At 41.1% G+C, this 13,052-nt stretch carries 14 protein-coding genes; 4 read left to right on the top strand and 10 right to left on the bottom strand.

Annotated elements, in window-relative coordinates:
• Window positions 1–105 precede the first annotated feature (105 nt).
• The 3 genes from N482_RS16135 to N482_RS16125 form a co-directional block, all read right to left on the bottom strand.
• Window positions 106–669, bottom strand: coding sequence for a DUF3833 domain-containing protein (locus tag N482_RS16135; protein ID WP_063378005.1), 564 nt, complete (start codon window positions 667–669; stop codon window positions 106–108).
• Entirely contained in the window at window positions 666–1,193 is a 528-nt protein-coding gene (locus N482_RS16130; protein WP_063378004.1) for a chalcone isomerase family protein, read from the bottom strand. Before N482_RS16130 ends, N482_RS16135 begins: the two co-directional genes overlap by 4 nt.
• Window positions 1,194–1,783: 590 nt before the next feature.
• Complete coding sequence (locus N482_RS16125; protein ID WP_063378003.1) at window positions 1,784–2,212, bottom strand: LysR family transcriptional regulator; 429 nt, start codon at window positions 2,210–2,212, stop codon at window positions 1,784–1,786.
• 104 nt (window positions 2,213–2,316) lie between these two features.
• Between N482_RS16125 and N482_RS16120 the strand changes: the two genes are divergently transcribed.
• On the top strand, window positions 2,317–2,799 hold the full coding sequence (locus N482_RS16120) for a GNAT family N-acetyltransferase (RefSeq protein WP_063378063.1): 483 nt from the start codon (window positions 2,317–2,319) through the stop codon (window positions 2,797–2,799).
• Here N482_RS16120 and N482_RS16115 read toward each other — a convergent pair.
• The 4 genes from N482_RS16115 to N482_RS24935 all read right to left on the bottom strand — a co-directional run bounded on the left by N482_RS16115 (window position 2,796) and on the right by N482_RS24935 (window position 5,347).
• Window positions 2,796–3,290, bottom strand: a complete 495-nt coding sequence (locus N482_RS16115; RefSeq protein ID WP_063378002.1) for a DUF2314 domain-containing protein — start codon at window positions 3,288–3,290, stop codon at window positions 2,796–2,798. The two genes, N482_RS16120 and N482_RS16115, sit on opposite strands and share 4 nt — an antisense overlap.
• A gap of 380 nt (window positions 3,291–3,670) precedes the next feature.
• A complete protein-coding gene (locus tag N482_RS16110; RefSeq protein ID WP_063378001.1) occupies window positions 3,671–4,057 on the bottom strand; it encodes a hypothetical protein in 387 nt (128 codons plus the stop codon).
• 112 nt (window positions 4,058–4,169) lie between these two features.
• Window positions 4,170–4,736, bottom strand: a complete 567-nt coding sequence (locus N482_RS16105; RefSeq protein ID WP_063378000.1) for a uracil-DNA glycosylase family protein — start codon at window positions 4,734–4,736, stop codon at window positions 4,170–4,172.
• Window positions 4,737–5,173: 437 nt separating this feature from the next.
• On the bottom strand, window positions 5,174–5,347 hold the full coding sequence (locus N482_RS24935) for a hypothetical protein (RefSeq protein ID WP_155730615.1): 174 nt from the start codon (window positions 5,345–5,347) through the stop codon (window positions 5,174–5,176).
• Window positions 5,348–5,389: 42 nt separating this feature from the next.
• Here N482_RS24935 and N482_RS16100 point away from each other — a divergent pair, with 42 nt between their 5' ends.
• Together N482_RS16100 and N482_RS16095 are read left to right on the top strand one after the other, a co-directional pair.
• On the top strand, window positions 5,390–6,979 hold the full coding sequence (locus tag N482_RS16100) for a PepSY-associated TM helix domain-containing protein (RefSeq protein ID WP_063377999.1): 1,590 nt from the start codon (window positions 5,390–5,392) through the stop codon (window positions 6,977–6,979).
• The gene (locus tag N482_RS16095) at window positions 6,976–7,311 is read left to right on the top strand and encodes a DUF3325 domain-containing protein (RefSeq protein WP_081228005.1); all 336 of its coding nucleotides are present in this window, start codon (window positions 6,976–6,978) and stop codon (window positions 7,309–7,311) included. Before N482_RS16100 ends, N482_RS16095 begins: the two co-directional genes overlap by 4 nt.
• Window positions 7,312–8,029: 718 nt before the next feature.
• Here N482_RS16095 and N482_RS16090 read toward each other — a convergent pair.
• The 3 genes from N482_RS16090 to N482_RS16080 all read right to left on the bottom strand — a co-directional run bounded on the left by N482_RS16090 (window position 8,030) and on the right by N482_RS16080 (window position 12,373).
• Window positions 8,030–9,682, bottom strand: coding sequence for a hypothetical protein (locus N482_RS16090; RefSeq protein WP_063377998.1), 1,653 nt, complete (start codon window positions 9,680–9,682; stop codon window positions 8,030–8,032).
• A gap of 67 nt (window positions 9,683–9,749) precedes the next feature.
• On the bottom strand, window positions 9,750–11,681 hold the full coding sequence (locus N482_RS16085) for an alkaline phosphatase PhoX (protein WP_063377997.1): 1,932 nt from the start codon (window positions 11,679–11,681) through the stop codon (window positions 9,750–9,752).
• Window positions 11,682–11,824: 143 nt separating this feature from the next.
• A complete protein-coding gene (locus tag N482_RS16080; protein ID WP_155730614.1) occupies window positions 11,825–12,373 on the bottom strand; it encodes a lipocalin family protein in 549 nt (182 codons plus the stop codon).
• Between the two features lie 116 nt (window positions 12,374–12,489).
• Between N482_RS16080 and N482_RS16075 the strand changes: the two genes are divergently transcribed.
• Window positions 12,490–13,050 (top strand): DUF6942 family protein, encoded by a 561-nt coding sequence (locus N482_RS16075; protein ID WP_063377995.1) that lies wholly within the window; start codon window positions 12,490–12,492, stop codon window positions 13,048–13,050.
• Window positions 13,051–13,052: the final 2 nt, after the last annotated feature.

The following is a 13,052-nucleotide window of genomic DNA, read 5'->3' as shown; positions in this document are numbered from 1 at the left end:
TCACACTTAGTTTAACTTTGATTCAAAAACGGGTTAACAAACAGCCTCATCAGAATAAGGCGCTTCAAGGTATGAATACGCCTTTAAGCAATTACATGTGCATATCTATGGGTGTAAAGCCCCTGTACAGCCAAGAGGTAGCTCCTGATTCTGCATAAAAATTGTCACTTCAGCGACCACCAGCCCGAATTTTTTGATGTATGAACGATTCATCAATGTACATTTATCAAAAGCCCACATCCAATCATCAAATGCCACTCTATACGTTGTATCATCGACAGGCAAATCCATTTCATACTGCCATCTCAAAGCGTTACCAAATACATCCCCGACAGCTTGTGTCGCTATATCGTTGGCATCACCTGTAAAGCCTTGGCCCTGTTTTGATATACGCCACACTCGGTGCTTTACGCCTTCACCATATCCATATGAAAATGTTTCGTCTAGTATCAGCGTATTGTCTTGGCCAATCTCGCCTTTTATATCTACTTTGAACCTTTGAACTAGTTGTCCGCTTCGATTTTGTACAATACCCCATGCATAAACCTGTCCACTAAAGAAAGTAAACACGTCTATATTAGGCGATATTACTTTGTACTCATCGCTTTGCACTGATGATTGGCAAGCAGATAGAAAGACTAGGGAACAAATTATCAATAGCTGCTTCATGACTTACCTCCCAGTAACTTAAGTCTCATTTTTGGCTCAGAAGTTTTATCACCAAGCCAAATATCGAAAAACCATTTCGTAAACAGTGGGTCTTCAATTTCCCCCAACAGCTTTTCAGAGTTGTAAAACTGTGCGGTTCCGCTGGGCGTTCGCAAGCCGTAAAGCGAGTAGTTATTTTCGACATTAGGGAAAATGTTTTTCATTCGTTCAAGCCAAACTCTGCCCATTTCTTCATCTCGAAAGCCCTGTTTCTCCATTTCTTCTAAAGAGCGCTCTGCAATGTCCTCTCCACTGAGGTTTCGTAAGTAAGTTAGCTGTAAAACAAAAGGGGCTGACGGTTCATATTGGCCTGAAGCAGTATAAAGGCTGATGTCATATACATCCCAAAACAGATAAGTCATACGCGCGGTTTGACCTACTTGTGTCATACCTTTTTTAACCCCATTGGGTTCCAAGCTTGCACTATGAACTACGCTACTAAGTAGCACCATTAGCGCGGCCACGCTTAATTTAACTTGAGTCATTCTAAGTCCATGTATAAATTTTTAAAGCTTATACGCAGACAGCATTGATTCCGTTCACTACCACATCATTTATTTCACTATATATAGGGCCGTGTTTGAACCGAATAAAAACCTTAACCCGGTATGTGAAATCGTCGGAACTGTTCAATAAACCACTGCAATTTGGGATTGTGTTGCCGAGTACGATATCAATAAAGCTTCACATGATAATTTGGTATTTTCAAAGGAGGAGAATGGATTGTTAACTTCAACCTAGGTGCGATTTCCTCAGCATATTTGGCGGGCCATTGTAAGCAGCCAGTCGGTATTTTGTAAACAGGTAGGCGCAACCAGCACATGAGGCGTTGAAAGTATCACTCGCCTCACTTTTTTTGCTGTGCTAGGGTTTTGTCAACAATGCCCCGAGACTCGTTCCATGGAACTATCACTACATGACTGCGTTCTAAAAAAGCTTTTATTGTTAGGTTTAAACTAGGGCTTATGCGCTGGCAGCTTAGCGTAACATACTCTACTTAAAGCCAATTGAGCTGAGCTAAACTCTCTGACTTCTCTTGTTTATGTGCAAACCCACACACAATATCCAACTGAAGTTATTTAAGTGCCTGAATTGGGAGCCGTTGTTCAAGCTGTATAACTTGTACAGATATATTGTTGAATTTTGTCAGCAAATAGCTCAAAAAAGGTTTTAAGCACCAAGCCGTGTAATCAGTGGCTACGATTGTAAAGTGATACCTGTAAGCTGGGTCATACTCCTTCGACTCTTTTAGCCCTTGGGAGATCACTTTTAAAGCAGGGAGTACCTCATTGGCAAGTCGATGGGCATAGTTTGTCGCTAACATTTTATTGTTAACTCTGACAAATAGCTCATCATTTAGACGCTCTCTTAAGCGCGTCAACTCATGGCTACAAGCAGACTGACTCATATGTGAAACTTGCGCTGTTTGCGTTACTGATCCTGCCTCATACAATACTGCTAACAGCTTGAGTAGGTTTAAATCAATATTAGGGATATTACTCATGTATTATATGCATACAGCGTGTGCAAAACATGCACTTTATTCATAACAAACTAACCATTACACTGATACAAAGCGAAGTCAATTATTACAGAGAACGAACAATTATGAACTTAACAATACGCCCAGCCCAAAAGCAAGACGCTGCAACAATACTGCACTTTATCAGCGAACTTGCCATATACGAAAAAGAGCCAGATGCTGTACTTAACACTGTACAAGAAATTGAAACTAAACTGTTTGGGGAAGATGTACGTGCACATGCGGTAATTTGTGAGCAAGAGGGTGAAGCAATCGGATTCGCAGTATATTTCTTCAACTATTCAACTTGGCTGGGTAAATATGGCTTATACCTCGAAGATCTCTATGTAGCGCAAGATAGACGAGGCGTTGGTGCTGGTAAAGCTTTAATGAAGCATTTAGCACAACTGGCTGTACAGAAAGACTGTGGAAGATTTGAGTGGGTTGTTTTGGATTGGAACAAGCCCGCTATCGACTTTTATCAAAGCATCGGGGCAGAGCCACAAGACGAGTGGATCATATACCGCCTTACAGGCCAGGCCCTTAAGGAATTTGCAGAGCAACCTTAAAGATCTAAATACTTTTCCTTCATTGCATTTAGCTCAGGCGGTAAATCTATGCCGTCTCGCTGTGCAATCGTAAACATGGCGCGCTGAATAAATCCACCATAAATGTTGCCCATATCATCTGTGATTTGCCAATCTTCAATGTCATCGAGCTGACAGACAAAGTTGTGGGCCATTTTTTTACTGTGCGTAATTGGGGGAGTCACAAGAAATACACTGACTTCATCTCCCTTGATTGTTTCAACGTGAGCCCCTAAATGCTCAACCACACCATGGTCACTTTCAAAACCTAATTTTACAAATGCATCTTTTGGATATTTTAAAAATAATGTTTTGAATTCGTCTATCGATTCCTTCGCAAGTTCAACCGCTTCTAACAACAGTGGGTCATCGGGATCTGTTTCAAGCGGTGGAAACATTTCTGACGATGAGCTATATCGATAATGCAACCATAACCCTAAAAGCACAGCGACAATGAGTAAACCCCAATACATGTAGACTCCTTAACAACTGCGTTAATTTTAAGCTCTGCCGGCTTAAATATTTATTCATTGACCGAGATTTGAAGAACTTACCAGAGGTTAGACAGTGTCACTGAGCTAACTAAGTTTTTCTAATTCGTAAGATAAGTGTAGTGAAGGAGGGTAAAATCACATAATAGAATACGTATAAATTTCAAAGAAATAATTGGGGAAACAAATATTTATACTGTAGAAAACATCAAAGCTTCAACGCACGTTTAGCTCAGTATGATAACGAGACTCTCAGCTTTACTTAGCTGATACGATCAAAGCTTACACAGCCATATAAATTGTAAAAATGCAAAAAGATGCACATTTACAGTCTTTCACAGTCAAGGCTAATTTTATCTGCGTTAAAGCGCTGTATGTTTTTGTTGCCGCTTTTGCTGTTTTCTACGAAGATTGTTACCTAGCAAATCTTCTCTACTAACTAAAAACCCGCAAATGCTGCTAACAACAATATAAATACCATACATTGAACCGATATAAACCCAGTTATTTTGACTCGTCAGCAAGGCAATATTGGTTCCATCATTTACAAATAACACGTTAACAATAGATAAAGCAAAAACGACTCGATAGTAGAGTACATGTCCCAAATGGCTAGCAAATGCAGCGACTAGTAAGGCAAATAAGCACAGATAAAAGCCAATGACGGAGTTTGCACCAGGTTGATAGCTAAGAAAGATAGCAAGCATTGAAATAATTACCGAGCTCCATCCCGATATATGATAAATCATTTTCAGTTCCTTTGAATTAAATTGTTATTTTTTGTAAACCGCTACGTATGAAGCGATTATGGTAGAAGTAAGTCAAATTGGCAACTCCTTTAAGTCTACATGTAGGTATAAACTAGTTATTTATTATGGTTTCAACTCTCCTTTTTAATGCAGGAATTGCATCAGTCTCAAACCATGGGTTACTTTTCAACCAATGAAAGTTACGCGGACTTGGATGTGGTATCGCGATTTTTGACGGCAAATACCTCGACCATTGCTGAGTACTTTTTGTCACATTATTGAAATCGTCTAAATGATATGATTGTGCGTACTGCCCAATCAAAATCGTAAACTCTACGTCAATAAATTCTCTCAACACTTTTTCTCGCCAAGTCTGTGCACATATCTTCGGCGGAGGATTGTCACCACTTTTTCCTTTTCCGGGATAACAAAAAGCCATAGGTACAATTGCAAACAAACTCGGGTCATAAAACTGCGCCTCGTTCACTCCCAACCACATTCTTAAACGTTTACCGCTCGCATCATCAAAAGGCTTACCTATTCTATGCACACTCAGACTAGGCGCTTGCCCAGCAATGAGTATCTTTGCCGACTTAGAACCTTGCACTACAGGTCGAGGTTCATAACCAAATTGTTTGTAACAAAGGCGGCAGTTATTAATTTCTTCCAATAACTTCATCGAAATATGTCTTTTAGCAACAGTGAATAGCTTCTACTATCCAAAAGTGTTTTAGTTAGCGTTATAGTGAGACCTTAGACCATAAAAAAGATTTCTCACATCGTGAAATAGCATATATTTATTGGTCTGCAGTACTGCTTTACTTAGTTTTCGCGAATATAAAAAATAAATTATTTACATACCTTTTTACATTGTTACCAGTTATTCAGCCTTGCATTTTACTTGTAGCCAAAGTTTTAACGCCAAATTTTCAACTCGTTGTTCTGTTACTTTAACGCATTTAGCAATGATAATTACTGTCATTTGCAAACCTATTCGTGGATAATTAGGGATCTGTGAAAAAACATTAGGAACATTATGTCACAAGCAGACAATGCCTTGACTCTTAGATATCGGCTAAGCGTATTGTCCCGATTTTGCGCTGCAATATTTGGCGGTTATTTTTTTACCGCATACAGTGTAGCTCTGCTTAGTTTACTTTTACCGACTTCCAAAGTAGACGCCGTCTTGTACAGCGTTTGTGCCAGTATACTAATTTTCTGCTGCGTTTTTATCGCTGTATTTGGCGTTCGCTGCCAAAAACGGATTTGGTCATCTCTGATATCAAGCATTTTGGGATTGCATTTATTAACTCAATATATCCAGGGGGGAATATGAAAGAGAGCTTTTTCCGCTCAATGACTTGGCTGCACACCTGGGTAGGCCTACTACTGTGCTGGCTGTTATTTTTAATTTTTTTTGCTGGTACCATAAGCTTTTTCCGCCATGAAATTAGTTTGTGGAATCAGCCAGCGGTCCATAATATAGAGCACAATAAACAACAACAACATAGTCTCATAGAGTCAGGTCTAGAGTATTTAAACACCGCTGCGCCAGAGGCAAATAGGTGGTGGATTGGACTACCATCAAGCAGGCAACCCGAACTTCAAGTATCTCATAGGCATAGCCAGGAAGAAGGCAAACGAGACAAATGGCTTGATGAACGACTTGACCCGAATACACTCTTACCAATTGAGGGCCTTGTAGAAACAAAAGGCGGTAACTTCTTCTACCGACTCCATTTCGATTTGCACTATATGGATAGAAAGCTAGCGAGATGGCTTGTTTGTTTTGCTTCCTTATTTATGCTGATAGCGCTAATTTCGGGTATAGTCATACACAAACGCATCTTTAAAGATTTGTTTCAGTTTAGACCCCAAAAAGGTGTGAGAGCATGGTTAGATGCACATAACCTGTCATCAGTGTTGGCTCTACCATTTCATCTTATGATCACCTACACAGGCCTAATAACTTTGATATTTATGCTCTTTCCAAATCCGGCTGAAACGTTATACGGGGATGGACTAAAAGGGTTTAGAGCGGATTTCTATCCCGAAAGACAACGTATTGAAGCATCTGGCAAAAAACTCAACGAGCCAGCTTTTGAGACTGCTTTTGCGCATTTTTATCGAAACTGGCCTGAGCAAAAAATTAAACGCGTCATCGTTGATCACCCAAGTAATACCGCTGTTAACATCAAAATATATGGTGACAATGGTACTTTAATTCGAGATGAATACCCATATTGGCAATACTCAGGTACGACAGGTGAGCTGCTTCAAACCGCTCGGTTAGACCCAAGTAATGCAGAAATGCTTTACGGCGGCATGATAGCAGTACACAGCGGAAGGATAGCACACCCAGGGCTGCGCTGGCTGTATTTCATCTGCGGTATTGCCGGCTGTATTATGATTGCCAGTGGCTGCATTATGTGGGCAAAGCGCATCAGAGAGCGTCTAAAACCGACACAAACGGCAAGCTTTGGACTAAAGCTCGTAGAAACCCTTAATATTGCCACGATTATGGGACTACCTTTGGCAACATCGGGGTTCTTTTATGCCAACCGCTTATTACCATCAGAGATGGTAGCAAGAGCTGATAAAGAAGTGTTGGTCTTCTTTGTGGTTTGGTTAGCAACAGCCTTGTTCACATCGTTATTTAGAGACAAACGCGCTTGGCAATGGCTCGCATATGGCAATGCAGCTGTTTGGTTGCTACTTCCCGTTTGCAATGCACTCACAACTGGCAGTAATTTGATCACCTATATCCAAGAAGGAAACTGGATTTTGGCCAGCTTTGATTTAGCTTTTATTGCAACTGCTTTGATGTTTTACATGCAAGCGAAAAAGCTTGCTGAAAAAGCAACCGCCAACAAAAACGTTAGTAATAAACGCACCCAAGTAACTGCGGAGCAACGTGCATGATGTATGGCTTAGCAATGCTTTTATGCTTAGGTGCTTTTTACGCTTTTGCGATGGCTAAAACGGCACATTACAAAAGTGTATTTGGCACGAGGCCAAATCAGGCACAAACTAAGCGCTTTAACTTGAGTGGATGGATCATTATTTTACTAAGTTTTATCGTTAACCTTTCCCAAGCGATAGGTTACGGTAGCTTGATGTTCTGTGGGCAAATGGCTCTATCTGTTTTACTCGTTGCAGTGTGCTTAACTTATAAGCCCAATTGGATGAGATCACTTTTTTACCTACTTCCCTTGTCAGGTGTGATTGTGGTTGTGTCTTCACAGATATTTTAAGCTCCAGAGCTGCAGGTAACCGATGACCTGCAGCTCAGATCATGATTTTACTACCTTCATCACCTAGTTTTCTCAATTCCTCATTAAAACTCCCCCATAAAGTTAGTAAAAACCTGATCTATATGTAGTCTGGCACCACTCCACTTAGTAAATATGTGATCCACCTGAGATAAAATTGATGGATTAGTTAGTAAAAACCCGATCTCAAAGAGTTATGTTAGTAAATACGTGATCTCTAATCGGTTTTTTCAAGCATTAAGTTAGTAAAATTACGATCTGAGATTGATGCGGATAAAGATAAACGATAATTTTGCGATAAAATATGACAATTCAACGGCCTACTTCTATCATTTCTCAACTCTAAGTTAGTAAAAATACGATCTGACTCGTACCAACTCATGTTTTTACCAACTAAGTGACCTCAAGTTAGTAAAATCACGATCTGCTCTACCACCAGCTTGGTAAAATCGTGATCTCTGAGTGATGAATTGTGATTTAAACAGGTCGTTTTAATCATCGGGTAATAAAGTAAACAAAAAAATAAGTAATTGATTTTAAATAACTTAACATTAAATTCAGGGATCAGATGCGCTAGCTATAAATTTGTATTGCCGAATCGCCACAGTAGGTAAAATTCTGATCTAAACTTTATTCACAGCTCAATGTAAATATTAAAAATTCTGCTGAGGGAGTGGGGGAGTACACCCCCCACTTGGGATCAGTTTTTTGACCAATCTAGTTGCATATCCCAAGCAAATTGCTTGCTTTCTTTAAGTGGTGCCTGAGAGTCGTCTACTTGTTGTAAGACATTTTTCGCTTTTACTAACGTTGCATCACGACCAAATAAGTAGCTCTGCTCTTTGACAATTGTGAGGTATGCCTTATTCAACGCCAGAGCGCGCTCTTTAGAAGGCGTGATCAACTCGTATAAATTAACCGCAGACTGTACTTTTTCCATATCTACTTTACCACCTGTGAACCATTTTCGGAGCATCTCTTGGTTTTGACGAAACTCATCACCGCCGCCGACACGTGCCATATATGTTAAGAACTCTCCCTGTGGCTCTCCAACATTTGGTACGTCTTTTTGAGTGCGCAGGTTGATGTAACCCCACCCCTCGGCACCTTCTACCTTACGAGCAAATGAAAAGGTTTGATCGTAAGTGGAGCCAACCGTTTTATGACAGCCATTACAAAAAGCGAGTTCTTGTGCATGCTGCGGTCTCAACTCGCCGTTACTATCTTCAATGTAACCATTAACGGTCCAGCCAAATGTATTATTGACGCCCCTATCTCCTAGATACATTGTCACAGGCATCTTTTCGAACTCCTTCTCTTTTGCTTCTCGATAATAGGAAGCCGCTATTTCTTGATTAGACTTGAAGTTATGCTTTTTCATATAGCGCAGCTCTTTGAGTCTCGGAGCATTATAGATTTCACCGTGCTCATCAACGCCTAAGTAGCGTACCGTATGCAAGAACTCCGTACCTTCGGGGTAGAGCATATGCGCTAACATTTCGTCGCTGTCACCGACATACTTAGGCTGCGCAACAATTTTAGAGACAGCACTTAGCTTTCCATCACCGTTGAGATCTTCGCCAACACGTTGCTCAGAGATCTGAGGCACACTGATTTCCTTTAGCCCTTTTACGGCCAATTCGGTTAAACTCAAGTTGGCAAGATAAACATCTTGGCTATACGCTCCATTTAAAGTTTGAAACGAGCGAGGAAGGCGGATCATGACATCACCCGTTGAGCCATTCGTTGGCCAAAATGTGCTAGGAAAAGGCTTGTAGTTAAAAGCTACCCAACCACTGCCATCACGAGCAAATCCCAATTCATCAAACGCTTTTTCAGGGAATGCGAGATCTTTAATCGGTGTTATCTCACCCTTCCAACCAGCATCTTTAGAAATTTTTTCGATAAATGAGCTGTAGTTGTCTTGCTTTACCCAGTTAGTAATTTCTTGATCTGAGATCCCTTTGATAAGCTCAGTTCGGTCAATAAACAAATTTTTCCAGTGGTTAGTTAAACCGAGATCTGAAAATTCGTAATCACCTTGAAGATCACCATCATTCATCACATTAGGACGATTTTTTTGTTCATGATAAGACTGATGACACGCATAACATGGGTTGTTAACCCCATCAGTTTTGGTATAGCACTGAGGTGGTATCACAGATTCTGGATTATAGACTTCATCGTGTTCAATATATGCTGTAGCAGGAATATCATCACCATTTTTATACGGTGCTCTCACGACATCTTCTGATGCCTCAGTTGGTAAGTTTTTGCTCTGTTGCAGCATGTCAGAACATCCACTTATAAGCATTGCGGCAGCGATTGTGGTAATAAGTAATTGGTGTTGCATTTGTATGACTTCCATTTTAAAAGCGAAAAAAGCGGTGCCTCAGCACCGCTTTAGTTTTTAGTTATTGTTATTTTGATTTCGGGTCATACATCCACAATGTATTGTTGTACTTCCAAGATGCGCTGTGGTCTTCACCTATTAGAATACGGCCATCACGCATAACAATTACGTTGTCAGGCTGCGCCAGCTGGCTAGCATCACAACGAACGTCTGACGTTAATGAAGAGCGGTAAGTAGAACCCATTACAACAGGTTCGATTCGCGTTAAGCTGTAATTTTCATCAATATGTGCACGGTAAACACCTCCACAATCTTTAACGCGCGAGGAAAGTTGAATATCTCCTTCACCGTCAATCATGGTGTTGTCGATATCTGCAATACCTATGTAGAGATATGCTTTTTCAACTACCTCACCTTCAACCACATCTTGGCCTGAAACCGCCTCTAATACACGATCGTGGTTAATTGCCAAACCTTCTAGCTTGCGCCACTCTGCTGTAGCACCTTTTAGGCGAGCGGCTTGACGTGCTTCAAGGAATGCCACACGGTCATCCATTGGTTTACCAGCTGTGATGGGAGAACCACCTTCTTCGGCTGTGGGGTAAGTGGCTTTACCGTCTACCCATGCCTGTACATCTTCCATTGAGATATAGTTCGTTTGACCATCAACGTAGCTGTCCGGAGCAATCCCATCGTACTCGGTGATCCATTCTAAAATTGCAGCGTTTGTGCCAGTTGCAATCTCAACCCACTCAACATCAAACCCAGTTACAGCTGGATCTGAAAGACCTTTATCCTGAGTTAGTTTCGCACCATATAACGTACCGGAGCTTAAGTCTTCAGCATTATCTGCAACGAACTTGAACAATACGCCACCAGTGTCATCTTGAGATGAATAAACGGTGCGGCGGTCAGGCATTACAACCGCGTTCTCGTGCTCGTAACGACCGATAGTGTAGTGCTTGTCTACGACTGGTGTATTAGAAAGCGGAGATTTCACTTCTGCGATATAACCATAGCGGTAAGGGTTTGGTGACTCCGGCGCCAAAAAGTCTCTAAATTGTTGTAAGCGAGTGCTAACAACTGGTGCATTCCAGTCTGGGCTTGTTGTTGTATCAACGGTTGAGTTTACAATCCACTCTTCAGAAGTCAGTGGAGTACCCCACGGAGATACTGAACCAAAACAGTTTGCAGCAGTCCCTTTCACCGCATCAAAGTCGATCATCATCGCCTGCTCAACGCTCCAACGACCCGTTGCGCTCTTGCTCATTTTCAAGCGACTCATGCCACCTGGGTAGTCTTCCCAGTTAGTAAATAAGTAACCTGTATTTTCTGACTCGAAGATAAAACCATTAAAATCAGGCATATCATTTTTAATGATTTCTTGGCCAGAAGTCATACCATAAATAACACCTAAACCACCATCTAAACCATCCTCTCCTAAGTCAGCATATGTATCACCACTTTGACCTAGGATTTGGTACTGACCGATTGCCGTAACGATAGTTTGTTGTTCAAACTCAGTTTCATGTAAAGGCGCATCCACCAAGTTACGAGGAAGCTCATTAAAGTTCACACCGGTCAATACACCAACTGTGCCGGTGTTAAATGGGCGATTGTTAAATGAGTCAACAGCAGTGTTTTCGTCACTCGGGTGTTGCGCATTAAAGAACAAGTCGCCTTGCTCAGTTAAGAATATTCCCGTTACCTCAGACCCAGTTGGCACCGTTGCAATTCGTACAAGGCCAGAACCACCATTAATGCCATCTATGCCGTCAGCGCCATTTTGACCATCAACACCATTTTGGCCATCAGTACCATTCGACCCATTGATACCGTTTGTGCCGTCTTTACCAGTTGTGCCATTATTACCAGCTTGTCCCGTTTCACCTTGGACACCCTGTTCCCCCTTAACACCTTGTGCACCGTCATCTCCATCACAAGCAGTCAAAGCCAGAACAACAGCACTGGCAATTAACGAATAGGCTATGCGCTTCATTATTATTACTCCGATTAGTTTTGCTACATTGGGTTTGTTTATAAGCGAACATAGCCTGAACGGAGGAAATGACATTAGAATTTATGTACTATGAAACTTTTCCGACAAAAACATGACTAAATTAATGCAACTGTAAAGGGGGCTTACAAATTTTTAGCCATTATATGCTTCATATATATGAGTTCATCTACTGAGTAGCCTAACTGCTTTACTGTTTCTTCAAAGTCTTTCAAGACAGCCTCTGAGACTTTGGGAGTTCGAGATAACAGCCATAAGTAATCCTTGTTATAGCTTGTGACATAGGCATATTCATAGTTCTCCTTGTCTAGTTTAAAAACCACATAACTGCCATAAAAAGGACCAAAAAACGACACTTTCAGATGACCTAAAGTTGGGTCTGAGACAAACTTAGCAACGCCCTCAGCTTGTTTCCATTGACGTTCTTCAACCACATAACCACGATTCAGCACAGACATCGTACCATCATTTTGTAATTCATAAGTTGCGGTCACGCTGTCCATACCTCTTTCAAAGCGGTGATCTAACCTTGCTATCTCATACCATACGCCTTGATATCTCTGAATATCAAAGCTTTTTACGGGCTGCACGCCTTCGGGGATCCCTGTACAACCACCAACACTTATTACACCCAAAATTATAAAAACAATCCTTAAAAATTGACCTTTCAACATGATAAACTCCATGATTCTGATTTAATCTGTAGTATTGCAATCGTTTGATACGGCGTTAATCCCGCATACGATCGCTTCACTGAAAATACATAAGCCATTGAAATAAATAATAGATCATGAAAATACCAACTCAAGGGTTTGGCGCCACACGTGGCCTATTAGCCGTCTATGTAGAAAATCGGCCACCTTTAGAAGAATACAAAAACCTTAATAAAATTATACCATTACAGCAGGGTGAGATAGAGTATATCAATCAGGAGTGCGGTAATGGGTGGCGCAAAGTCTTTAACGTTTTTAGCAAATTTATCGCAGAACTCAGTCACCCAGATCACAATTTTACTAAGTTAAAAAAAAACGACACTCGTTGGCAAACTTATCGCGATAGCACCTTGTTACAGGGCCATAGCCAAGAGGCACTGATTTTCAGCGCGCCGGATCTAGCACAAAGCCACTATACTTGGCATATCATCGCAGGCCGTACTTATGCTAAGCTGTTATTCAAAGATCAGCTTTTTACCAACTCACTAGTTTGGTTAGATGAAGAGTTTGCAATTGATGAAGTGAACAAGCTGATAGTGTGTCCTTACTTTGACTACAGACAACTTAGCAATATAAAAATTGCTAAGTTGGTCGCTTTAATTAAAGATGGGGCAGGGGGAATACACCAATCCACGTAGGC

Origin of the sequence: Pseudoalteromonas luteoviolacea NCIMB 1942, from assembly GCF_001625595.1 — a bacterium.
Lineage (GTDB): Bacteria > Pseudomonadota > Gammaproteobacteria > Enterobacterales > Alteromonadaceae > Pseudoalteromonas > Pseudoalteromonas luteoviolacea_A.
This window is presented reverse-complemented; position numbering and strand designations above follow the sequence as displayed.

What these genes read in the sequence shown, in the direction of transcription:
- N482_RS16135 (WP_063378005.1), bottom strand. Translation starts at nt 669, where the DNA reads ATGAAGCAGCTATTGATAATTTGTTCCCTAGTCTTTCTATCTGCTTGC.
- N482_RS16130 (WP_063378004.1), bottom strand. Translation starts at nt 1,193, where the DNA reads ATGACTCAAGTTAAATTAAGCGTGGCCGCGCTAATGGTGCTACTTAGT.
- N482_RS16125 (WP_063378003.1), bottom strand. Translation starts at nt 2,212, where the DNA reads ATGAGTAATATCCCTAATATTGATTTAAACCTACTCAAGCTGTTAGCA.
- N482_RS16120 (WP_063378063.1), top strand. Translation starts at nt 2,317, where the DNA reads ATGAACTTAACAATACGCCCAGCCCAAAAGCAAGACGCTGCAACAATA.
- N482_RS16115 (WP_063378002.1), bottom strand. Translation starts at nt 3,290, where the DNA reads ATGTATTGGGGTTTACTCATTGTCGCTGTGCTTTTAGGGTTATGGTTG.
- N482_RS16110 (WP_063378001.1), bottom strand. Translation starts at nt 4,057, where the DNA reads ATGATTTATCATATATCGGGATGGAGCTCGGTAATTATTTCAATGCTT.
- N482_RS16105 (WP_063378000.1), bottom strand. Translation starts at nt 4,736, where the DNA reads ATGAAGTTATTGGAAGAAATTAATAACTGCCGCCTTTGTTACAAACAA.
- N482_RS24935 (WP_155730615.1), bottom strand. Translation starts at nt 5,347, where the DNA reads ATGCTTGATATCAGAGATGACCAAATCCGTTTTTGGCAGCGAACGCCA.
- N482_RS16100 (WP_063377999.1), top strand. Translation starts at nt 5,390, where the DNA reads ATGAAAGAGAGCTTTTTCCGCTCAATGACTTGGCTGCACACCTGGGTA.
- N482_RS16095 (WP_081228005.1), top strand. Translation starts at nt 6,976, where the DNA reads ATGATGTATGGCTTAGCAATGCTTTTATGCTTAGGTGCTTTTTACGCT.
- N482_RS16090 (WP_063377998.1), bottom strand. Translation starts at nt 9,682, where the DNA reads ATGCAACACCAATTACTTATTACCACAATCGCTGCCGCAATGCTTATA.
- N482_RS16085 (WP_063377997.1), bottom strand. Translation starts at nt 11,681, where the DNA reads ATGAAGCGCATAGCCTATTCGTTAATTGCCAGTGCTGTTGTTCTGGCT.
- N482_RS16080 (WP_155730614.1), bottom strand. Translation starts at nt 12,373, where the DNA reads ATGTTGAAAGGTCAATTTTTAAGGATTGTTTTTATAATTTTGGGTGTA.
- N482_RS16075 (WP_063377995.1), top strand. Translation starts at nt 12,490, where the DNA reads ATGAAAATACCAACTCAAGGGTTTGGCGCCACACGTGGCCTATTAGCC.